Annotated in this window: 18 protein-coding genes; 1 reads left to right on the top strand and 17 read right to left on the bottom strand. The window is 72.4% G+C overall.

All coding sequences use genetic code 11. From position 1 onward, the window contains the following. The 14 genes from AC6H2I_RS18420 to AC6H2I_RS18355 all read right to left on the bottom strand — a co-directional run bounded on the left by AC6H2I_RS18420 (nt 1) and on the right by AC6H2I_RS18355 (nt 16105). The gene (locus AC6H2I_RS18420) at nt 1-2334 is read right to left on the bottom strand and encodes a polysaccharide deacetylase family protein (protein ID WP_497502142.1); all 2334 of its coding nucleotides are present in this window, start codon (nt 2332-2334) and stop codon (nt 1-3) included. Beyond that, on the bottom strand, nt 2331-3200 hold the full coding sequence (locus AC6H2I_RS18415; protein ID WP_497502141.1) for a glycoside hydrolase family 191 protein: 870 nt from the start codon (nt 3198-3200) through the stop codon (nt 2331-2333). The genes AC6H2I_RS18420 and AC6H2I_RS18415 overlap by 4 nt, the downstream gene beginning before the upstream one ends. Beyond that, nucleotides 3188-4114 carry an NAD-dependent epimerase/dehydratase family protein gene (locus AC6H2I_RS18410; protein WP_497502140.1) on the bottom strand — a complete coding sequence of 309 codons (927 nt, stop codon included), beginning with the start codon at nt 4112-4114 and terminating at the stop codon, nt 3188-3190. The genes AC6H2I_RS18415 and AC6H2I_RS18410 overlap by 13 nt, the downstream gene beginning before the upstream one ends. 76 nt (nt 4115-4190) lie before the next feature. Further along, nucleotides 4191-4592, bottom strand: a complete 402-nt coding sequence (locus AC6H2I_RS18405; RefSeq protein ID WP_497502139.1) for a response regulator — start codon at nt 4590-4592, stop codon at nt 4191-4193. Between the two features lie 174 nt (nt 4593-4766). Beyond that, on the bottom strand, nt 4767-6593 hold the full coding sequence (locus AC6H2I_RS18400; protein ID WP_497502137.1) for an extracellular solute-binding protein: 1827 nt from the start codon (nt 6591-6593) through the stop codon (nt 4767-4769). Nucleotides 6594-6761: 168 nt separating this feature from the next. Continuing rightward, nucleotides 6762-7781 (bottom strand): hypothetical protein, encoded by a 1020-nt coding sequence (locus tag AC6H2I_RS18395; RefSeq protein ID WP_497502136.1) that lies wholly within the window; start codon nt 7779-7781, stop codon nt 6762-6764. 78 nt (nt 7782-7859) lie between these two features. Then, nucleotides 7860-9008 carry a beta/alpha barrel domain-containing protein gene (locus AC6H2I_RS18390; protein ID WP_497502135.1) on the bottom strand — a complete coding sequence of 383 codons (1149 nt, stop codon included), beginning with the start codon at nt 9006-9008 and terminating at the stop codon, nt 7860-7862. Nucleotides 9009-9244: 236 nt separating this feature from the next. Continuing rightward, nucleotides 9245-10639: a class II 3-deoxy-7-phosphoheptulonate synthase gene (locus AC6H2I_RS18385; protein ID WP_497502134.1), complete on the bottom strand. Its 1395-nt coding sequence runs from the start codon at nt 10637-10639 to the stop codon at nt 9245-9247. 148 nt (nt 10640-10787) lie between these two features. Beyond that, on the bottom strand, nt 10788-11030 hold the full coding sequence (locus tag AC6H2I_RS18380; protein WP_497502133.1) for a sulfurtransferase TusA family protein: 243 nt from the start codon (nt 11028-11030) through the stop codon (nt 10788-10790). 32 nt (nt 11031-11062) lie between these two features. Next, nucleotides 11063-12154: a YeeE/YedE family protein gene (locus tag AC6H2I_RS18375; RefSeq protein WP_497502132.1), complete on the bottom strand. Its 1092-nt coding sequence runs from the start codon at nt 12152-12154 to the stop codon at nt 11063-11065. Between the two features lie 29 nt (nt 12155-12183). Then, complete coding sequence (locus tag AC6H2I_RS18370; protein ID WP_497502131.1) at nt 12184-13530, bottom strand: c-type cytochrome; 1347 nt, start codon at nt 13528-13530, stop codon at nt 12184-12186. Nucleotides 13531-13586: 56 nt separating this feature from the next. Next, nucleotides 13587-14150: a NapC/NirT family cytochrome c gene (locus AC6H2I_RS18365; RefSeq protein WP_497502130.1), complete on the bottom strand. Its 564-nt coding sequence runs from the start codon at nt 14148-14150 to the stop codon at nt 13587-13589. Nucleotides 14151-14162: 12 nt separating this feature from the next. Then, nucleotides 14163-15464: an FCSD flavin-binding domain-containing protein gene (locus AC6H2I_RS18360; RefSeq protein WP_497502129.1), complete on the bottom strand. Its 1302-nt coding sequence runs from the start codon at nt 15462-15464 to the stop codon at nt 14163-14165. A gap of 17 nt (nt 15465-15481) precedes the next feature. Beyond that, entirely contained in the window at nt 15482-16105 is a 624-nt protein-coding gene (locus AC6H2I_RS18355) for a c-type cytochrome (RefSeq protein ID WP_497502128.1), read from the bottom strand. 476 nt (nt 16106-16581) lie between these two features. Here AC6H2I_RS18355 and AC6H2I_RS18350 point away from each other — a divergent pair, with 476 nt between their 5' ends. After that, on the top strand, nt 16582-17958 hold the full coding sequence (locus AC6H2I_RS18350) for an AmpG family muropeptide MFS transporter (RefSeq protein ID WP_497502127.1): 1377 nt from the start codon (nt 16582-16584) through the stop codon (nt 17956-17958). 10 nt (nt 17959-17968) lie between these two features. Here the strand turns inward: AC6H2I_RS18350 and AC6H2I_RS18345 are convergent, their stop codons facing one another. From AC6H2I_RS18345 to AC6H2I_RS18335, 3 genes are all read right to left on the bottom strand, one after another. Beyond that, nucleotides 17969-18871, bottom strand: coding sequence for a manganese catalase family protein (locus tag AC6H2I_RS18345; protein ID WP_497502126.1), 903 nt, complete (start codon nt 18869-18871; stop codon nt 17969-17971). 191 nt (nt 18872-19062) lie between these two features. After that, nucleotides 19063-20427, bottom strand: coding sequence for a glutathione-disulfide reductase (gene gor, locus AC6H2I_RS18340; RefSeq protein WP_497502125.1), 1365 nt, complete (start codon nt 20425-20427; stop codon nt 19063-19065). 97 nt (nt 20428-20524) lie between these two features. Continuing rightward, complete coding sequence (locus AC6H2I_RS18335; RefSeq protein WP_497502124.1) at nt 20525-21028, bottom strand: flagellar basal body-associated FliL family protein; 504 nt, start codon at nt 21026-21028, stop codon at nt 20525-20527. Nucleotides 21029-21223: the final 195 nt, after the last annotated feature.

Genomic DNA, 21223 nt, shown 5'->3' with positions numbered 1-21223 from the left:
TCAGACGCCGGCCCGGGTGACGCGCAGCGACACCGGCGCGATGGCCGGGGTGTCGACCGTGACGGCGAGCCGGCGGTCCTCCCCGACCGCCACCCGCGCCTGCCACAGCGCCGCCCCGTCCCGCCGCGCGACCACGTCGTAGGCCCCGGGCTCCGGCATCCGCCACACCATCGCGCCGGCGCCGTAGCCGTGCGCGTCGACGGTGAAGCCGGTGCCATCCACCGCCAGCCGCCCGAACGCCCACCGCCCCTCCACCAGGTACGGGCGCGCGGCGACGGCCGCGACGTCGGGGCGATCGCCGGGCGCCAGGGCGACCACCGGCTCCGCGACCGCCGGGTCCAGCGCCACGTACAGGCTGCCCTGGTGATGGCGCTGGCCGATCACCCCGCCGGACCGCGCGAAGTCGACGGTGAGGAACGTGGCGTGGTCGAACCGCAGGGTCGCCAGGGCGCCGCGGTCGAGGACCCGCCAGCGCCGCTCGCCGTCGGCCACCAGACGGGTGCTGTAGAACCCCTCGGCGATCGCGGCGTAGGTGGATGCGGTGACCGGCGCCAGCTCCGCCCGGCGGGCGTGCTGCAGGTTCTTGCGCAGGGCGTTCAGCGCCGCCGTCTTCTGGCCGGAGTACATGTGGTAGTAGATGTTGAAGGGCTTCACCCGGATCGGCGTCTCGGTGTTCTCCACCGTGTGGACCAGGTTCTGGAAGCCGAAGAAGCGGTTGGTCCACAGGTCGGTGTAGGTGTTCTCGTTGGAGGCCGCGGCGTAGATCTGCCGCTCCGCCCCGACCGGCAGGCCGATCGGCGAGACGGAGGTGTAGGACGGATACTCCGGGTCCATGCGGGTGTCGCCGCCGTTGATGTTGCGGGCGCCGGCCTGCCGGGTCGCCGCCAGCGCCGCCTCGAAGGGGCTGGTGTCGCCCGACCACTGGACCAGGAGCGCCGCCTTGCCCGGCGGGGCGAGGGTCGCCACATAGGCCAGCGACCCGGCGATCTCACGCTCCAGGTCGAAGGGTTCGTCCAGATAGGCGCGGGGCCGGGCGTAGTGCCCGAGGTCCAGCCCCTCCGCGGCGCCGGCCCCGGCGCCCTCGCCGCCGCCCTCGCCCACGACCTCCGGCTCGCCGCCGCCCCACAGGCGCGCCATCATGCCGCCCCGCCCCGGCGCGGCGGCGCGGAAGGCGTCCTCGGATTCCGGCGTGTAGTCCCGGTAGAAGGACCACATGAACGGATGGGTCCAGGTGTGGCTGGCCGGTTCCACCTGGGGCAGGGCGAACAACCGCGCGGCCGCCGCGCGCGACGCCGGCCCGCCGCGCCAGGCGGGGTCCAGGTCGGCGCCGATGGGGGCGATGGTCACCGGCAGGTCGGGGAAGGGGGCCACCGCCTCCCGCAGCACCACCTCGGCCGACAGGGCGCCGGACTCGGCGTAGGGCGCCACCTCGGTGACGTTGCGCCAGCCGTCGCCGTCGACGTGGCTGAAGTAGAGGCGCCGCCCGGACAGGGTCGTCACGTCGGGCTTCGGCACCGCGTCGGTGGCGAAGACGGCGCGGAAGAAGGCGAACGGGTCGATGACCCAGGAGGTGCGGTTGAAGGAGGCGTCGTAGTGCCGGGCGTACCCTTCGCCGGCCAGGCCGCCGGCCGGCCCGGTGACCACCAGATGGCTGTCGCTGGCGGGATCGCCGCCGCGCCGCAGGACGAGGTGCGAGGCGACGCGGTCGTCCACCTTGCGCAGCAGCGCGTATCCCGGCAGCACGCCGGTCAGCGGGCGTTCGAAGCCGACCATGGCGGGGTCCGCGACCACAACCGCGGCCTGGTAGGTGAGGCTGGTGTAGCCGTCGCCGTCGGCAAGGCCGAAGCGGCGCAGGAAGCGGTCGGCCAGGCGCCCGGGGCTCGGGGTGCCGTCGCGGGAGGCCGCGACCCCCGGCTGCCCCAGCACGGCCATCCGCAGGCCGCGGTCGAGCGCCCGCTCCACCCAGGCGACGTAGGGCGCGGGGTCGTCGAAGGGCTGGCCGGCGAACCAGGTGATCACGCCGCGCAGGCCGGGCCAGCGCGCCAGGTCCGGCAGCCCGCCCGAGACGTCGTGGTAGACGACCGTGAGCCCGAGGTGGTTGAGCGGCATCTCCGCCATGGTGTGGATGCGGCTGAGGCGGATGCGGTTCTCCTCGCGGCCGTCGTAGAGGGCCAGGACGGTCCGTGCCACCTCCGCCGGGCCGGCGGCGGACGCCCCGCACGGTGCCGCCGTGCCGCCGATGGCCAGGATCGCCAGGACCGCCAGCGCCCGTGCGCAGCGGCGCGCGCGATGGAAGGCGGGGGCGCGGGCGGGGGCGCGGCCGGCCGGGCTCACGGGCGCGGCTCCGGAACGATGCGGTCGAGCTCCACCACGGAGACATAGGGGGAGAAGCCGTAGCCCCGCTCGACCTCGTAGATGCGGCGCACGCCGGCGGTGTCCGCGGGGTCCCAATAGTCCAACGACATGACCTCCAGGCGCGGGTTGCGGCGCATCGCGTCCCGCAGCGTCTCCACCTGGAAGCGGTGGTCCTCGGCGGGCTGGAGCGTGGCCGTGCCCGCCGCGAAATCCCACGTGGTGTAGACGGATTCGCCCAGCGCGTAGTCCAGCGCCTCCGCGGTCCCCGGCAGGATCTCGTAGGCCCGGTTCAGCATGATGGCGATGCGCGGGTGGTGCCGGCGGATGGTCCGCACCAGCCGCGCCGCCGCCTCGGTCATGCCGGCGTAGCGCGCGGGGTCGGTGCGCTCCAGGTGCGGCGGGTTGTCGAGGGTGTCGAGGAAGATCCCGTCGAAGCCCCGGTGCAGAAGGGCCGGCACCAGCTCCTCGACCACCATCGCCACCCAGCGCGGGTCGCGCACGTCGACGTAGAAGCTGCCGGGCCAGTTCGGATTCTCGTCCGACAGGATGCCCCACGACCGCACCGTGCCGTACCACGGGCGGTGGCTTTCGACCTCGCCCAGGCTGATGTAGCCGAGCAGGGTCTTGCCGCGGTCCCTGAGGGGCCGCAGCGGCGGATGATGCTCGCTGTCCAGCACCACCAGGTCGTAGGGCGCGAAGGCGGCCGGCGGCGCGGTGTCCGCGTAATAGACGACCCACGGCGTCCCCCCGGCGCCGCCGCGGGCGGTGGCCGGCAGCGCCGCCGCGACCCCCAGCCCGAGCGCGGCCAGGGCGCGGCGCAGGCGACGCCCGGTCAGCCCAGCCACGTCAGCGTCTCCCGCAGGCCGTCGGCAAGCGCGGTGGCGCAGGTCACGCCCAGCGCCGCGGTCAGAGTTGCCGGGTCGCCCACGGACACCCGGATGTCGCCGGGCCGTGCCGGACCGTGATGGAGGTCGAGCGGGCGCCCCGACAGCTCCGCCAGCACCCCGGCAAGCCGCGAGACGGTGGTCGGCCGACCGGTGCACACGTTGTGGACCGGGGCGCCGCGCCGCGGCGTCGCCATGGCGGCGGCGAGACAGCGCACGACATCCCCCACGTACACGAAGTCGCGGACCTGCCCGCCATCGCCGTGGACGACCACCGGCCGGCCGCGCAGGATGCGCTCGGCGAAGATCGAGATCACCCCGGAATAGGGCGACGCCGGGTCCTGACGCGGCCCGTAGACATTGAAGAATCGCAGGCCGGTGGTGGGCACGCCATGGACGCCGTCGGCGACGCGGGCGTGCAGCTCGCACCCCAGCTTGTCCGCACCATAGGCGGACAGCGGCACGGTCGGCGCCCCCTCGCGCAGCGGCACCTCCGCGGGATCGCCGTAGACGGCCGCGGAGGACGCGTACACCACCGGAACCGGCCCGTCGCTGCGGGCGTCCCGGGCCGCCTCGAACACGCCGATGCTGGCCGACAGGTTGGTGCGGTGGGTGGCCAGCCAATCCTCCCGTGACCGCTCGACCGAGGCGATGGCGGCGAGATGGAAGCAGCCGTCGACGCCGGCCATCGCCGTGCGGACCACCGCACCGTCGGCGACGTCGCCGACCACCAGGGTCGCCGCGGCGGGCAGGTTCTCACGCCGGCCGGTCGACAAGTCGTCGAGCACCGTCACCGCGTGGCCGCCGGCGAGCAGCCGGGCCACGAGGTGGGAACCGATGAACCCGCAACCGCCGGTGACGAGGTAACGCGCCATGGGCGTGCGCCTCCTTGGGGCGGATCGGAGGGTGGGCGGCCGGGTGGGCAGCCGGGTGGGCGGAACCGGGCGGGCGTTATATGGGGACCGGCGCCGCGGCGTCGAGGAAGGCCCGGACCTCCCCTGAAAACTCTTTCGGGCGTATCGGTTTGGCCAGGTGGCCGTCGAACCCGGCCGCGGCGAGACGGCGCCGGTCGGCCGGCGACGCGAGGTTGGTCACCGCGACCACCGGGGTCGCGGCGAGATCGGCGGCGCCGCGGATCTGCCCGATCAGCTCAATGCCGGTGAGGTTCGGCATCAGGATGTCCATCACCACCAGGTCCGGCCGGACGTCGCGCATGAGGCCGAGCACGGACCGCGGGTCCTCCGCCTCGACCACCGCGAAGCCGCCATCCTCCAGGCAGCGGACGAACAGCTTGCGCATCAGCGCGTTGTCTTCGACCACCAGGATCGTTCCCGTTCGACCGATCGTGTCCATGTCCGCGTCGTCCATCTGCAACGTGCGCCCGTCCGGCCCGCGGCGGCGGCGATCCCGTGCCGGTCAGCCGAGCCGGCGGGGAGCGATGACATATAGGAAGATGTGCATTTTCGTCAAATCGTCCTTAAGTGGGAGATCGGCGGCGGCGTGTGCGGCGGCGTGCGGCGGCCTGCATCACCGCCGTTCGGCGACGGAGCCGTCGTCGCGGGCGACCCACCAAGTCTCGAAGGCCAGGGCATAGGGGGGCGCCACGTCGGGCCGGTGCAGGCGGCGCCAATAGGCGACGCGGTAGGCGGTGCTGTGCCAATGGGGCACCACGTGGTGGCCCCACAGCAGGACGCGGTCCAGGGCGGCGACCGCGGTTTCCAGGTCGCGGCGGGTCGTCGCCCGGACCACCGCGTCGATCAGGCGGTCGACCGCCGGGCTGCGGATGCCGGCGAGATTCTGGCTGCCCGGGGAGTCCGCAGCCTCGGAGCCCCAGAGGCCGCGCTGCTCGTTGCCGGGTGACAGCGATTGCGGCCAGACATGGACCACCATGTCGAAATCGAAGTCGCGGATGCGGTTCTGGTACTGGGTCGCGTCCACCGTGCGCACGCGGGCGCGAACGCCGAGGCGGCGCAGATTGGCGACGAAGGGCAGCGTGACGCGTTCGAAGGTCGGCGACTCCAGCAGGATCTCGAACGTCAGCGCCCGCCCGGTGCCGGCGTTGACCCGGACGCCGTCGCGCACCGTCCAGCCCGCCGCCTCCAGCAGGCGCTGCGCCGTCAGCAGGGCGCGGCGGCGGCCGTCGGGCCCGTCGGTGGAGGGCGGCTCGTAGGGACGCAGGAACACCTCCTCCGGCAGCTGGCCGCGCAGCGGCTCCAGCAGCGCGCGTTGCGCCGCGTCGGGCACCCCGGCCGATTGCAGGTCGGAGTTGTCGAAGTAGCTGTCGGTCCGCGTGTAGGCGCCATAGAGCAACGTCTCGTTGGTCCAGGCGAAGTCGAAGGCGTGGGTGATGGCGTTGCGCACCATCGGGTCCTGGAACACCGCACGCCGGGTGTTGAAGACGTAGCCCTGCATGCCGGCGACGTTCTGGTGGGGGATCTCCTCCCGGACGATCCGGCCGGCGGCGACCTCCGGCAGGTCGTAGCCGGTGGCCCAGGTCTTGGCGGCGGTCTCGGCGCGGAAATCGACGAGGCCGGAGCGGAACGCCTGCAACGCCACCGCCGCATCCCGGTAGTACTCATAGGTGATCGAGCCGAAATTGTGCCGGCCCGCCATCACCGGCAGGTCGCGCGCCCAGTAGTCCTCGACCCGCTCGTAGACCACGGTGCGGCCGGGCTCGACGCGGGCGACGCGGTAGGGGCCGCTGGTCAGCGGCGGCTCGAGGGTCGAGGCGGCGAACGCCCTCCCGTGCCAGTGGTGACGGGGAAGCACCGGCAACTGGCCGAGGATCAGCGGCAGCTCCCGGTTGGCGCCGGGGCGGAACAGGAAGCGGACGGCCCGCTCGCCCTCCACCTCGACCGTCCGGACCCCCCCGTAATAGCCGCGGAAGAAGGGGTGGCTGGCGACCAGAGTCTCGAAGCTGAAGGCGACGTCGGCGGCGGTCACCGGGCGGCCGTCATGCCACCGCGCCTGCGGGCGAAGCACGAAGCGCGCCCAGCTCCGGTCGTCGGCGACCTCCACCGTCTCGGCGAGCAGGCCGTACTGGGAGAACGGCTCGTCGTCCGAGCCGACCATCAGCGTGTCGTAGGTCGCGCCGAGCCCGGCCGCAGGCACCCCCTTCAAGGTGTAGGGGTTCAGGGTGTCGAAACTGCCCACCGCCGACAGGCGGACCGCGCCGCCCTTGGGGGCGTCGGGGTTGACGTAGTCGAAATGCGCGAAGCCCGGCCCGTACTTCGGGTCGCCGTAGAGCGCCAGGGCGTGGCGGGGCGGGCCGGCGTGGGCGGCGTCGGCGGCAGCGAGCACGCCGGCGGCGGCACCGGCGGCGGCGAGGACGATCGCGGCGAGGATGCGCGGCATCGGGACGGCCTCCGTCTTCGGACTGTCGGGATCTCCGGTCCGAAGAACAACAGGCGCGCCGCCCGGGGGTCGCGGGGCCGCCCCGGCCATCCCCTGCCCGGTTGGCCGGCGGGGCAGCCGCGTTCAGGGGCGGCCGGGCCGTTCAGCCAGGTGGATCAGCCGGGCCGTTCAGCCGGGCTCGTCGGGGTCCGCCGGCTCCACCGTGCGGCAGCGGCGCTTGAGCAGGTCGACCGCCTGCGGAAGCTGCTCGTCCGACATGTCGAAGCTGGCCTGGTCCAGCATGCGGCCGGACGCGTCGGACACCAGCACCTCCAGCCCGTCCTCCACGTAGCGCACGCGGGCGTCCAGCACGCCGTCCGTCGTCTCGTCCGAGGCGACGTCCAGGAACTGGCTGAGCTCGTCGAGCAGGGCGTCGTCGTCCCACGCCCCTTCGGCGACGAACTCCAGCAGGTCGGTCAGCCCGCCCACCGGCCGGCAGCGGCGGATGCGGGAATCGGCAGCGGCGACCGCCGAGGAGATTTCGGCGACGGCGGTCAGGATGCGCTCCTGCCCCTCCGGCGACAGCTCCTCGTCCCAGTCCTCGTCGGTGCGCAGGAAGGCGTCGTCGTGCGGCTCGTCCAGCAGGCCCAGCACCGCCAGCATGCCGCCCTCGTCGCTGCCGTCGGCCAGCAGCTCCTGCTCGGCGGCGAAGCGGCCGACCCCGTCGAACGCCGCCACCACCCGCTTCAGCAGGGCGCGGCGGTCCACCGCCTCCATGTAGGACAGCTCCTCCGGCGACAGCCACACCGGCACCACGCGCAGCCGCTCCTCGCCCTCGAACAGCTCGGCGTCGTCCACCGCCGTGGCGATGGCCTCGGCCGGCGGCGGCACCGTCAGCTCGCCGTCGACCTCGGCCACGAACCAGTACAGGCTGCTGGTGACACGCCGCCCGTTCTCGTCGACGCGGTCGACGATCTCGGCCAGCGTCTCGACGTCGTCCAGGAAGGACAGCCGCTCGTCCTCGCGCAGCTTGGCCGCGGCGGCGTCCACCACCGCCTGGCGCCCGGCGTCGAGGATCTCGTCGAGAAGCTGGTCGAACCGCTCGTCGTCGCCACGCCACAACCGGATCAGCCGGTCGGCCGGCGTGCCCGTGAAGGGCTCGCGCGGCGCCACGCCGCCCGCCCCGCCGCCGTTATCCCGTTGCCCCACGACGCTCTCCTCCATCCCGTCCGCGAGCCGGCATCATAGGCAGACCGGGGGTCCGCGTCGACAGCGACGACGGGGGAGTCAGCCGCGGCGGAAGAGGAATTCGCGCCCGACCTTGACCCGCGGTTCGCCATCGTACTCGATGATGTCGGCGGTGGCGTAGGTCTCGTTCCAGTGCTCCGGCAGGAAGCTGCCGGTGCCGACCACGTCGACCGGGGCGCTGGCCTCCGCCATCAGCCGGCACTTGGCCGGCCCGAAGCCGCTGGAGGCGACGATCTTGACCGCCGGAAAGCCCGCCTCGTCCAGCTTCTCGCGCATGTGGTGGGCCGCCGCCGCCGAGACGCCGGTGCCGATGAGGTAGCGGAGCTGGGTCTCGTCGCGGTAGCCGCGAATGGCGTGGGGGGCGTGACGCTCGAGCACCGCGTAGGACGCCGGGGGGTCCAGCCCCTCCACGAAGCGGCCGCCCGGGGTGTCCAGCCGCACCCCCAGCTTGCCGGCCGCCGCCAGCTCGGGAAAGCGGCGGCACACCGCCAGGCTGTCGGTGACCTCGCGCCCGAAATAGTCCACCAGGACGGTCAGCGGCAGGTCGGGAAAGGTCTCGTGGAACATCTCGGCGGCGCGCACGGTGGAGCCGGCGTAGCCGATCAGGGCATGGGGCATGGTGCCCATGCCGCGGCTCTGGCCGAAATACCGCGCGGTGGCGTCGGTGGCGTTGCCGACGAAGCCGCGCGCCCCGACCTTGCGGCGCGCCCGCTCCGACCCGACCGAGGCGGCGTAGGCCATGGCCTCGGCCATCTCGGTGCCGGCGCAATGGCGGGCGTCCATGGCCAGGAACGCCGCCTTCGGCAGGTCGGCGCACATGGTGAAGGCGTTGTAGGCGGCCACGCAGGCCGGCCCCAGCTTCATCAGGAACAGCGTCTCCAGGTCCACCAGGTGATAGAGGGAGCCGGTGAGGTACATGATCGGCTCACCCGCGCCGATCCACTTGCCCTCCTCGTAGTTCAGCTCGATCCCGACCTCGGTGCCGCGCTGCGCGCAGACCGCCTTCAGCCAGTCGATGGCGAGCCGCGGGGCGCAGACCACGGGGCGGCGCATGAAGACGGCGTAGACGACCCGCTTGTCGCCGAACTTGCCGACCGCCTCCTTGGTGCGCTTGAAGTAGGTGTCCGTCCAGTCGCCGACCGTGGCGGCGTCCGGATAGGGGAAAGTCGTCGCGCTGTTGCCGTCCATTGCCTCGTTCCCGGCGTCTCGTTCCCGGCGTCTGGTGCCGTGCCCGCCCGGCCGCCCGGGGGCCGGCCACGGCACGGAGCGTCCAGCTTTATACGGGCGGGCGGCGCGAGGGAAGAGGCTTTGGCGGGGACGCCGGGGCGACCGCCGGCGGCGGCGGACCTCCGGCCCCGTCCCCTCTCCCCGCCGGGGAGAGGGGCTTCACAGGCGGCGGTGGGGCCGGCGGGCGGAGCCCTGCGTCACTGGGCCGCGCGGGCGGCGGCGCGGCGCTCGGCGTCGCGCTGGTCGCGGGCGCGCTTCAACTCCTCGGCCAGCAGGAAGGCCAGTTCCAGGGCCTGGCTGGCGTTGAGGCGGGGGTCGCAGGCGGTGTGGTAGCGCAGCGCCAGCTTGTGGTCGGTGATCGCCTGGGCGCCGCCGGTGCACTCGGTGACGTCCTGGCCGGTCAGCTCGAAATGGACGCCGCCGGCGTGGGTGCCCTCGGCCTGGTGCACGGCGAAGAAGTCGCGCGCCTCGCCCAGCACCCGCTCGAACGGCCGCGTCTTGTAGCCGTTGGAGGCCTTGATGGTGTTGCCGTGCATGGGGTCGCACGACCACACGACCGTGCGCCCCTCCGCCCGCACCCGGCGCAGCAGCGGCGGGAACATCTGCGCCACCTTGTCCGCCCCCATGCGCACGATCAGGGTCAGCCGTCCCGGTTCGTTGACCGGGTTGAGGATGTCGATGAGGCGGATCAACTCGTCGGGGTCGCTGGTCGGCCCGCATTTCAGGCCGATCGGGTTGCGCACCCCGCGCAGGAACTCCACGTGGGCGCCGTCGAGCTGGCGGGTGCGGTCGCCGATCCACAGCATGTGGGCCGAGACGTCGTACCATTCGCCCGAGGTGCTGTCGATGCGGGTCAGCGCCTGCTCGAACGGCAGCAGCAGCGCCTCGTGGCTGGTGAAGAAGTCGGTCTCGCGGATCTGCGGGGTGGTCTGCGCCGTGATGCCGCAGGCCGCCATGAACGCCAGCGATTCGTCGAGGCGCTGCGCCAGGTCGCGCATGCGCTCGCCGGCGGGCGACCGCTCGACGAAGCCCAGGGTCCACTGGTGCACCTTGTGCAGGTCGGCGTAGCCGCCCTGGGCGAAGGCGCGCAGCAGGTTCAACGTGGCCGCCGCCTGGGTGTAGGCCTGCATCATCCGCTCGGGATCGGGGATGCGCATGTCCGGGGTCGGCTCGAAGCCGTTGATGATGTCGCCGCGGTAGCTCGGCAGCTCGACACCGTCCACCGTCTCGTAGTCGGCCGAGCGCGGCTTGGCGAACTGGCCGGCCATGCGCCCCACCTTGACCACCGGAATGGCCGCGCCGAAGGTCAGCACGATGGCCATCTGCAGCAGCACGCGGAAGGTGTCGCGGATGTTGTTGGGGTGGAACTCGGCGAAGCTCTCGGCGCAGTCGCCGCCCTGCAGCAGAAACGCGTTGCCCGCCGCCGCGTCGGCCAGATGCTGCTTGAGCCGCCGCGCCTCGCCGGCAAACACCAGGGGCGGGTAGGAGGCCAGGCGTTGCACGACGGACTCGACCTTCGCCGCGTCCGGATAGACCGGCAACTGCTTCGCCGTCTTCGTCTTCCAGCTCTCCGGGGTCCAACGCTCGGCCATGACGCTCACTCTTTCCTTCCGGGTCAACCTCCATTGGGCCAGGGCCGGCCCAAGGGATCATTGGGCCAGGGCCGGCCCACGGGATCAACCCTATACGTCGGCACCCGGAAATTTTCCACTGCTTCGGAGTCGCCGGGAGGGCCGCCGCCTACTTGGCGCGGCGCAGCAGGAACACGTAGTCGCCCTTTTCCTCCTTGAGCCCGACCAGCTCGTGGCCGGTGGCGCGGCAGAAGGACGGGAAATCGTCGAGCGAACCGGGATCGGTGCTCGTCACCTCCAGAAGGCCCCCGACCGGCAGTCCCTGGATCGCCTTCTTGGTCCTCATCAGCGGCTGCGGGCAGCTCAGCCCGCGCACGTCGAGGGTTCGGGTCACGGTGGTGTCAATGCTCATGTCCGCGCATTCTCCTGGAGGGAAACGGCCGCTCAGCCGCGGGTGAGGACGGCGCGCAGGGCGCCGCCGAAGGAGCCTTCTTCCAAGTACTTCATGCCCAGCACCCCGCCCGCGAGGATCGCCAGAAGGGCGAGCACCGAGCCGACCGCCAGGGTGGAGATCCCGGTCAGCCCCTGGCCTATGGTGCAGCCCAGCGCCAGCACGCCGCCCACCCCCATCAGCACCGCCCCGCCGAGATGGCCCAGCATGTCCTCGGCGCCGACGAAGGCCTCGACCCGGAAGGTGCCGGTGGCCACCGCCATCAGGAAGGACCCGGCGATCACGCCGCCCACGGTGGCGATGCCGAAGTCGATGGTCGAGCCGGTGAAGGTCATGAGGTATTGCAGGCTCTCGCCGATCGGGGCGATGAAGGAGAAGGAGGCCAGCGGCGTCGGCTCGAAGTCGTCGTGGCCGACCACGCCGGTGATGCACCATCCCGCCGGAACGATCAAGCCGATGATGAGGCCGGCGGCGACGTCCTTGCCCGAGCGGCGGAACGCCGCGTCCTTGAGACACCACCACAGGACCGCCCCGGCGGCCAGCGCCGTCACCGCCAGGCGCAGGGCCGCCGCCGGCAGGCCGGTGGTGGCGGCGAGGATCTCGTCGACGCCCTGCGCCATGCCGAGGTCCAGGTTGGTGGCCGCCTCCATCTCCACCCGGGCCAGGGCGATCAGGCCGCGCAGGGTCATGTAGGCGGTGACGCCCAGCACCATGAACACGACCACTGACTTCAGGCTGCCGCCACCGATGCGCACCAGGGTCTTGTTGCCGCACCCGCCGGCCAGGGTCATGCCGAAGCCGAACATCGCCCCGCCGAGGATGGCACCCATCCAGCCGAGGGAGGCGGTGCGGTAGATGGAGCCGTTGAGGTCGATCACCCCGGCCGCCCACAGGCCCTGGCTCACCGCGAGCGCCACGGCGATGGCCAGCAGCCAGGACCGGAAGCGGCGGTAGTCCGCCATCACGACGATGTCGGAGATGGCGCCCATGGTGCAGAAATGGGTCTTCTGGGCGGTGGCTCCGAACACGATGCCGGCCAGGAACGCCAGCCCCGCCACTGCGGTGCGGACCGAAACCTCTTCCATGCGACGCCCCCTGTTGAACGGCGGCCCGCTCAATGGCGGGCCGGCAACCCCTGTGTGTGCGCGAGTATTCCCGACACCGTCGCTTCGGGCAATGCCCGCAGCGGCGGCATCGCCTCGCCGGGATGGCCGTTCAGGATGCCGTGCAGCGCCCGCCAGGGATCGCCGGCGGCGATCCGGCCGAGCGGCGGCATGGTGCGGATGGCGCGTCCCTCCCGGCCATGGCAGGGCGCGCAGATGGTCTGGAAATGATCCGCATGGGCGGCCGCGTCGCCCCGCGCCCGCCGCGTGGCCCGGTCGATCACGGCGTCCATGTCGACCTGGCCGTGGACGACGAAGTTGGCGAGGTCGGCGCGGTCGCGGGGGCTGAGGAGCGCGCCGTAGCGGTGGGTCGCGTCGTCCAGCACCGCGGCCACCGCCGCCGGATCGCCGCCGGCCCGGTCGCGCACCCCGGCGATCCCGGTGTGGTGGGCGTCGTCGCCATAGGCGCCGTCCCGTCCCCGGTAGTCCCAGCCGTGGCATTCCTTGCAGCGCCAGGTGGTGCGGGGCAGCACGCCGGGCGGCAGCGGCCCGGGATAGGCGGGATGCACCGTGGCCGGCGGGTCCTGCCGGTTCTCCTTGTACCAGGTGTCGTAGAGGCGGCCGCCGCGCGCGATCGAGGCTTCGAGGGCGCGCGGCGGCAGCGTCTGCAGATGGGCCAGCGTGTCGCCGAGGGCGCCGAGGCCGAGGACGCGCAACGCCGGCATGTCGCCACCGGGGTGGCCGTTCAGAAGGGTGTGCAGGGCCTGCCACGGGTTGCCGCGGGCGGCGTCGCCCAGCGCGGGGGCGCGCGCGATGGCCTGCCCGGCGATGCCGTGGCAGTTGGCGCAGATGGTCTGGAACAGGACGTTGCCCGGGCCGGGCGCGCCGGCGGCGCGGCCCGTCGCCGGGTCCACCGTCCGGTCCATCGCCACCTGCCCGCGGGTGACGAAGGCGGCAAGGTCCATGACGTCGTCGTGGTCCAGGACCGCGTCGTGGCCATGGCGGTCATCGGCGAGGACCGCCAGGACGGCCGCGGGGTCGCCGCCGCGCAGGGCCTGCAGGCCGGCGGCCGCCCCGGGCCCGCCGCCCCGCCCCCGCTCGCCGTCGCGGCCACGGTAGTCCCAGCCATGGCAGGCGACGCAGCGGCCCGGCGTCCGCCCCTCCCCGGCCCCGGACCCGGACCCGGACCCGGATTCGGGCACCGTGGCTCCGATCTCCTTGGCCCAGTCGTCGTAGAGGCGACCGCCGCGGACGACGGAGCCGAGGTCGCCCTCTCCCACACCGGCCCCGTTTCCGTCGGCGGCGGCCGGGGCGGTTCCCGGCCACCCCAGCAGCGCCGCCAGAACCCCGATCGCCAACACCCCCGCGGGCCGTGCCGCGCGCACCCGCCGCCCGATTGCCGGTCGTCCCGCCATCAGTCGCCCTCGTAATCCGCTGGCAGTTCGTGGACGATGCCCTTGTGGCAGGCCACGCAGTGCTTGCCCTCCTGCATCGCCGCCGGATGCTTGGCGCGGGCGCGCCGGCCCTGCTCCTCCAGATCCATCGCCCGGAAATCGTGGCAGGTGCGGCAGGGCTGCGAGCCGGACGCCTCCATCGTCGCCCACACCCGCTGCGCCATGGCGAGGCGGCGGGCCTCGAACTTCTCCCGGGTGTCGATGGTTCCCATCAGGGAATGGTAGACGTCCTTGACCGCCACCACCTTGGCGACCAGCTTGGGGCCGAACGCCTCGGGTACGTGGCAGTCGGCGCACTGCGCCCGCACCCCGGTCCGGTTGTTGAAGTGGATGGTCCGGGTGTACTCGGCGTACGGGCCGCTCTCCATCTCGTGGCACGAGATGCAGAACTCCGTCCGGTTGGTGAGGTCGGCAAAGGCGTGGAACCCGCCGACCAGCAGGGCGGTGAAGACCGCCCCGCCGGCGGCGAGGAGCAGGGCGCCGGCGACGCGGCGGGACACCCACGGGAAGGCACGGGCGGACACGGCCGGCGCTCCTCAGCCCCAGCTGTCGGCGACGATGTTGCGATGCCAGGAATGGGCGTAGGCGCGTTCCCGCTTGCGGTCGGCGTCGCTGGCATCCAGCGGCGACAGGCCGCCGGCGCCCTCGACCGCGGCGATCGCGTTCGTCGCCTTGTCGTAGGTGTAGACGGCAGCCACGGAAAAGCCGTGGTCCGGGCCGGCGATCGAGTAGCAGGTGTTGACGTAGGACGGCTCCGGTGCCTCCTCGCCGCGCAGCAGGGCGGCCACCGCCGCCGCCGTCACCTTGCCCTGGGAGTTCGCGGAATAGCCCGATTTCGGCATCGCGGTGGCGTCGCACGCGTCGCCCAGAACGTGAATGCCGGGCACCTTGGCGGATTCGAAGGTCCGCTTGTCGACCGGTGTCCAGTCGCCCTCGGTCAGCCCGGCGTCGGCGGCGATCCGGCCCGCCCGCTGGGCCGGGATGATGTTGAGCACCGCCGCCGCGACGCGGTCGAAGTCGGTCTCCACCGCCAGCCCCGCCACGTCCACCGCCCCGACGGCGCCGCCCTTGGCCGCCGGCACCCACTCGATCATGCTGTCGGCGCCGCCGAAGCCGTAGAACTTGGCCCAGGCCTGCTCGAACAGCTTCTGCTTGGAGAAGGCGTCCTTGGCGTCGAGGATGATCACCTTGGAGCGGGGCTTGTGCCGCGTGAAGTACTGGGCGACCAGGCTCGCCCGCTCGTACGGACCCGGCGGGCAGCGGAACGGGTTGGGCGGCGCCACCAGGACGAAGGTGCCGCCGTCGGGCATCGCCTCCAGCTGGCGGCGCAGCAGCGCCGTCTGCGGCCCCGCCTTCCAGGCATGGGGGGCGGTTTCGGCGGCGGCGGCGCTGTAGCCGTCGATGCTGTCGTAGACGAGCTCGATGCCCGGCGCGACGATGCAGCGGTCGTAGGCGAAGCGGTCGCCGCCCCGGGTGACCACGGTGCGCGCGGCGCCGTCGATCCCCGTCACCAGGTCGTGGACCACGGTGATGCCCGCCGCGGCAAGGCCGCCATAGCCGACCCGCAGGCTCTCCAGGCTCCGCTCTCCGCCCAGCACCTCGTTGCTCATGAAGCAGGTGTGGTAGTCGCGGTTGGCCTCGATCAGCGTCACCGCGACGGTGGGGTCGAGGCGGCGCAGATGGCGCGCCGCGGTGGCCCCGGCCGGGCCGCCGCCGACCACCACCACCCTGGCCCCGGCGGCGCGGGCGACCTGGGGGGCGGCAACGCCGGCGGCGGCGGCGGTGCCGGCGCCGGCCAGCGCCATGGCGACGAACGAACGACGGTCGATCCTGGTCATGGTGCGTTCCTCCCGGTTCATTGCAGGCCGGCGTAGTAGTGCAGGATCGCATCGAACCCCGCGTCCCCGTGCGCCTCCTTCAGCTCCGCGTATTTGCGGGCCTGCCGCTTCTCCATCTCGCGTGAGCCGTCGAGGAAGTCCTCCATGGCGAACTCCATGTAGGCCAGCTTCTGGCCGGCCAGCACGCCCACGCCGTCACCCACCCGCCCCTCCTCCTCGTGGCAGGATTCGCAGAAGGTGCGGGCCAGCCGCTTGCCCTCCGCGGCCTTGGCCGGGTCGACGGGCTGGGCGACGCGGACGAAGGGCCGGTCCTGGAACCACGCCGCCATGGCCGCGACCTGCCCGTCCGTGTAGCCCTTGGCAATGCGCTGCATCACCGTGGACGGCCGCTTGCCGGTCCGGAAATCCTCCATGGAGAGCACGAAGTACTCGACCGACAGGCCGGCGATGGTCGGGGTGGCCGGGCCGAGGCTGGAGCCGTCCGGCCCGTGGCAGCCGGCGCAGGTACCGGCCAGGGCCGCGGCGTCCGGGCCGCCGGCGGCCAGGGCCGCGGTGGGCGCCAGCCCGGCGGCGGCCCCGAAGGCGACCGCCCCCCCGACCGCCGTGGAGGCGAGTAGACGACGCAGGCGTGACAGCATCATGTGCGTTCTCCCCTGTGATCCGTTCCTGCCCGGTGCCGTTTCGTGCGCAGCCCGCCGGCGCCACCGCCCGGGGCGACGTCACCATGGCCCCAGACGGGGGGGCCCCAGACGGGACCCCGGGCGCGGCCCGCCGGCCCGTGCCACGGCCATCGGCAATGGTTATGTTTCCATATTGCTAATGTAGCAAATCATCATTCACACGTGTAACTGGAAAATGTCCCGCACCTCGGCGCCGCGGGCGAAGGCGGGGGGCGGCGCCGGCCGCCGGGTCCGGGGAACGGCCGCCAATTCACGCGCGAACCCGGGCGTTTGCCCGGTCCGCGGCGGCCGGCGGCGGGACGCTGCGGCGTGGTGTCGCAGGGGCCGGCGCGCCATCGGCCGGGGCGGGCGCGGCCGTTGCGGGTTGGCCGCGGCCCGATGGCGTGCCTATAACGTCCGCACCGGCGCCGCGCCGCCGCCACAGAGGGGAGTGCCGCGTGAAAGCGTCGTCGTGGGTCCAGGCCGCCGCCGTCTATCTCGACCGCCGCGTGCTGACCATCCTGTTCCTGGGCTTTTCCGAGGGGCTGCCTCTGGCGCTCACCGGCGCGACCCTGTCGGTGTGGCTGCGCGAGGGCGGGATCAGCAAGACCGCCATCGGCCTGTTCGCCCTGGTCTCCCTGCCCTACGCGCTGAAGTTCGTGTGGGCGCCAATGATCGACCGGCTGCGCCTGCCGGTGATCACCCGGGTGTTCGGCCGGCGCCGCGGCTGGGCGCTGGTCACCCAGGTGGCGCTGATGGCGGCGCTGGTCGGGCTGGGCAGCACCGACCCGCTGGCCGACCTGTGGTGGACCGCGGTCTGCGCCGTGGTGGTCGCCTTCTGCTCGGCCAGCCAGGACATCGTCATCGACGCCTACCGGGTGGAGTTGCTGGAGGAGGAGGAGCAGGCGGCCGGAGCGGCCATGCTGGTGCTGGGCTACCGCTTCGGCATGCTGGCCTCGGGCGCCGGCGCGCTCTACGTCGCCTCGTTCTTCGGCTGGCACGCCGCCTATTACACCATGGCCGGTCTGGTGGCGGTGGGCATGGTCACCGTGCTGCTGACGCGGGAGCCCGCGGCCGCCGGCTCGGCCGACGCCGCGGCGCGCGAGCGCCACGTCGCCGCCTGGCTGGAGGCGCGTCCCCACCTGCACGGCTGGCGCGCCGAGACGCTGGCGTGGCTCTACGGTGCGGTGGTGGCGCCCTTCGCCCAGTTCATGACCCGGCGCGCCTGGGTGGCGATCCTCGCCTTCATCGCCTGCTACAAGCTGGGCGACGTGCTGGCCGGCATCATGGCCGCGCCGTTCTACGTGGACCTGGGCTTCGAGAAGACGGAGATCGCCAACGTCACCAAGCTGTTCGGCCTGTGGGCGACGATCGTCGGCGGCTTGGCCGGAGGCGTGCTGGTGAGCCGCATCGGGGTGCTGCGCGGGCTGCTGGTGGGCGGGCTGGCGCAGATGGTGTCCAACCTCGGTTTCGTCGCGCTGGCCTGGGCCGGCCACGACCTGTCCATGCTGGCGGTCACCGTGGCGGCCGAGAACGTCTGCGGCGGCATCGCCACCGCCGCCTTCGTCGCCTATCTCTCCAGCCTGTGCCACGCCTCCTACACGGCCACCCAGTACGCGCTGCTGTCGAGCTTCTACAAGCTGGGCGGCGACCTGCTCGGTGCCTCGTCCGGCTGGCTCGCCGATCAGATGAGCTGGAGTGCGTTCTTCCTGCTGTCGATGGCGGGGGCGCTGCCGGGCCTGCTGATCCTGCTGTGGCTGATCGGCGTCAGCGGCAAGCGGCGGGACGACGCCGCGGCGGGTGCGGAGCCGGCGGTCGCCGGCTCCGCCCCGTGAGGACGGCGGGTCAGGTCGCGCCGACCGGCTTCGTCTTGCCCGCTCCCGGCCCGGCACCGATGTCGGCGCCGGTGGTCGGGTCCACGTCGAGGCGCGACTTGGTGCGCTCCGCCACCTTGTCGACCGAGGCGATCTCCGCCGCGGCCAGGCGCACCGAGGCGTTGCCGTCGCCGCCGTCGACCGCCTGCTGGTCCGGCCGGGCGTCGACGTAGTCCCACTGGTCGCCCTGGTTCCACGGCCCGCGCATGTCGCCGGGGCCCTGGCTCATGTTGTAGTACGTGTTCGCGAACCGCTCGTCCCCCGGCATCTTGCCCGGCGGGAAGTTGTTCTCGATGGAGTAGAGTGCCTTCTCGAAACTCTTCTGGTGGGCGATCTCGCGGGTCATGAGAAAGCCCAGTGCCTCCTTGACGCCGGCGTCGTCGGTCACGTTCATCAGGCGCTCGTAGATGATCTTGGCCCGCGACTCCGCGGCGATGTTGGAGCGCAGGTCGCAGGTCGGGTCGCCGATGGAATCGACGTACCCCGCGGTCCACAGCTGCCCGCCGGAGTTGGTCAGCGCCGGACCGCCGCCGTAGAGCAGCGACAGCGTGTGGCTGGAGCCGCCCTGGGTGATGTTGGCCAGCAGGTCGGCGGTCTCCTCCGCCCCCTCGGCCAGCTTGCCCTTCACACCCTTGGTCAGCATGGCGACGATGCTGCCGATCACCTCGAGATGGCTCAGCTCCTCGGTGGCGATGTCGATCAGCATGTCCTTGCGGCCGGGATCCTCGTCCGCCAGCCCCTGGGTGAAGTAGCGCATCGCCGCCGCCAGCTCGCCCTGCGGACCGCCGAACTGCTCCAGCATCAGGCTGGCCAGCATGGGATTCGGTTCCGACACCCGCACGGTGTACATCAGGCGCTTGTTGTGCATGAACATGGAGGAGGACTCCTGCCAGGTTGTGGAACGGGGCCAGGCGCGTCACCGCCGCCACGGCCGGCATCGCCGGCGTACGGTGACTCACCTCCCGCGCCCCCAACAGTCCGCCGCCTGGAAGCGTTACAAGCGCCCGCTCCCACCGCCGCCCACCTGCCCGGGATGCAGTGACCGGCCGACCGGCGGCATACGCCCTATGGTGACGGATCGGCCAGCTTGTCACGCATCAGCACGAACTCCTCCGCCGTCGAGGGGTGAAGGGCGATGGTGCGGTCGAAATCGCGCTTGGTGGCGCCGCTGTTCAGGGCGATGGCGAGCCCCTGCACCATCTCCGGCGCGTCCATGCCCATCATGTGGCAGCCCAGCACCCGCTGGCTCTCGCCATCGACCACCAGTTTCATCAGGACGCGCTCCTCGCGTCCCGACAGGGTGTGCTTCATCGGCCGGAACCCGGTGCGGTAGATGTCCACCTTGCCGTAGCGGGCCCGCGCGTCGGCCTCGGTGAGGCCGACGGTGCCGAGCGGCGGCAGCGTGAACACCCCGGTGGGGATGTTGTCGTAGCTCACCGACATCGGGTTGTTGTTGTAGAGGGTTTCCGCCAGCGCGCGCCCCTCGGCGATGGCCACCGGCGTCAGCGCCATACGGTCGGTGACGTCGCCGATGGCGTAGATGGACTCCACGCTGCTGCGCGACCATTCGTCGACCTGGATCGCGCCGCCCCCGGTCAGCTCCACCCCCACCTCCTCCAGCCCCAGCTCGCGGGTGTTGGGGCGGCGGCCGGTCGCCGCCATCACCAGACCGGCCGAATGCTCGCGGCCGAGATGGTCGGTCACGGTGAATCCGCCCGGCCCCTCGGTCACCGTGTGCGGCTTGGTGCGGGCGAGGATCTGGATGCCGCGCCGGCGCAACTCCTGCGCCAGCGCGACGCGGATGTCGTCGTCGAAGCCGTTGAGCAGCTCCTCGCCGCGGATCATCAGGGTGACCTCGACGCCCAGGCCGCGGAAGATGCTGGCGAACTCGACGGCGATGTAGCCGCCGCCGATGATCAGGATGGAGTGCGGCAGGTGGCCGAGGTGCAGCGCCTCGTTGGAGGTGATGGCGTGGTCGATGCCGGGGATGGACGGCAGCGCCGGCCAGCCGCCGGTGGCGACCAGGATGCGCCGGGCGGTGTAGCGCGCCCCGGCGACCTCGACGGTGTGCGGGTCGACCACCCGGCCGTGGCCGGTGACCAGGGTGACGCCCGCGGTCTCCAGCATGCCGAGGTAGATGCCGTTGAGGCGGTCGATCTCGCGGTCCTTGTTGGCGATCAGCCGCGCCCAGTCGAAGCCGGGGACATGGGAGTCCCAGCCATAGGCGCAGGCGTCCTCGAACCCGTCGCGGAACTGGCTGGCGTAGACCAGGAGCTTCTTGGGCACGCAGCCGCGGATCACACAGGTCCCGCCGACGCGGCTGCCCTCGCAGATGCCGACCTTGGCCCCGAAGGCGGCGGCACGCCGGCTGGCGGCCACCCCGCCGGACCCCGCGCCGATGGTGAACAGGTCGAAATCGAACTCCGCCACGACAGTCTCCTTCCCGTCTTCATCCTTCGGGCGGGAGTGTTCCCCATTCCCTGCGGCCTGTCGAGAGCGTGGGAGGACGGCGGTCGGCGATGCGGGGTCAGCGGACCAGGAAGTGCTGCAGCATGACCGAGCGCACGCGCAGCGGCTTCAACTCCCGGTTGGCGGCGATGCTGACCTGCTGCTTGACCAGGCTGGTGCCGGCCGCCCCGGCGAGTTCGCCCGGCTGCATCTCGGTCATGCGCCCGTTGACGGCGGCGGCGACCCGCGACACCGACTGGGCGACGGCCTCGGGATCCGTCCCGGGGGCGAACTCCAGGGTGACCTGCAGGTTGACCGTGTGCAGGCGGCGCTCGCCGGCCAGCGTGAACTCCATCGCCGGCAGCGGCGCCAGCGGTCCCATGGAGGAGGTCAGCGCCGTCCCGGGGCGGACGGCGTGCGCCTGCGCCACCCCGAACAGCATGGCCCCGCCGGCCCCCAGCAGCAGCAGCATGCCGAGAAGGGCCACGAGAACGACCGCCGGCACGCTGGGAAAGCGCTCGGGCACCGGCATCGTCACCGCGGCGCCGGGATTCGTCCATCGCGTGGAGGCGGTCTGTGCCATGTCGTCCTCGTCTTCTATACGACGACAGTAGACGGTGACCGATGCGGCGTCAAATGTCGGTATTTTAGTCGGTTGATCGCCAATAACGCGGCATTCCGGAGTGCGTTTTCTTCAGATGCCCGCCGCAATTGCTGCGAATTTGTCGGATATTTTTGGACATTTTTCGGGACGTTGGGAGGGGGCGCCGGCGCAACG

This window comes from Azospirillum sp. NS33 (assembly GCF_059703765.1).
This window is presented reverse-complemented; position numbering and strand designations above follow the sequence as displayed.

What these genes read in the sequence shown, in the direction of transcription:
- AC6H2I_RS18410 (WP_497502140.1), bottom strand. Translation starts at nt 4,114, where the DNA reads ATGGCGCGTTACCTCGTCACCGGCGGTTGCGGGTTCATCGGTTCCCAC.
- AC6H2I_RS18405 (WP_497502139.1), bottom strand. Translation starts at nt 4,592, where the DNA reads ATGGACACGATCGGTCGAACGGGAACGATCCTGGTGGTCGAAGACAAC.
- AC6H2I_RS18400 (WP_497502137.1), bottom strand. Translation starts at nt 6,593, where the DNA reads ATGCCGCGCATCCTCGCCGCGATCGTCCTCGCCGCCGCCGGTGCCGCC.
- AC6H2I_RS18390 (WP_497502135.1), bottom strand. Translation starts at nt 9,008, where the DNA reads ATGGACGGCAACAGCGCGACGACTTTCCCCTATCCGGACGCCGCCACG.
- AC6H2I_RS18385 (WP_497502134.1), bottom strand. Translation starts at nt 10,639, where the DNA reads ATGGCCGAGCGTTGGACCCCGGAGAGCTGGAAGACGAAGACGGCGAAG.
- AC6H2I_RS18380 (WP_497502133.1), bottom strand. Translation starts at nt 11,030, where the DNA reads ATGAGCATTGACACCACCGTGACCCGAACCCTCGACGTGCGCGGGCTG.
- AC6H2I_RS18375 (WP_497502132.1), bottom strand. Translation starts at nt 12,154, where the DNA reads ATGGAAGAGGTTTCGGTCCGCACCGCAGTGGCGGGGCTGGCGTTCCTG.
- AC6H2I_RS18360 (WP_497502129.1), bottom strand. Translation starts at nt 15,464, where the DNA reads ATGACCAGGATCGACCGTCGTTCGTTCGTCGCCATGGCGCTGGCCGGC.
- AC6H2I_RS18355 (WP_497502128.1), bottom strand. Translation starts at nt 16,105, where the DNA reads ATGATGCTGTCACGCCTGCGTCGTCTACTCGCCTCCACGGCGGTCGGG.
- AC6H2I_RS18345 (WP_497502126.1), bottom strand. Translation starts at nt 18,871, where the DNA reads ATGTTCATGCACAACAAGCGCCTGATGTACACCGTGCGGGTGTCGGAA.
- AC6H2I_RS18335 (WP_497502124.1), bottom strand. Translation starts at nt 21,028, where the DNA reads ATGGCACAGACCGCCTCCACGCGATGGACGAATCCCGGCGCCGCGGTG.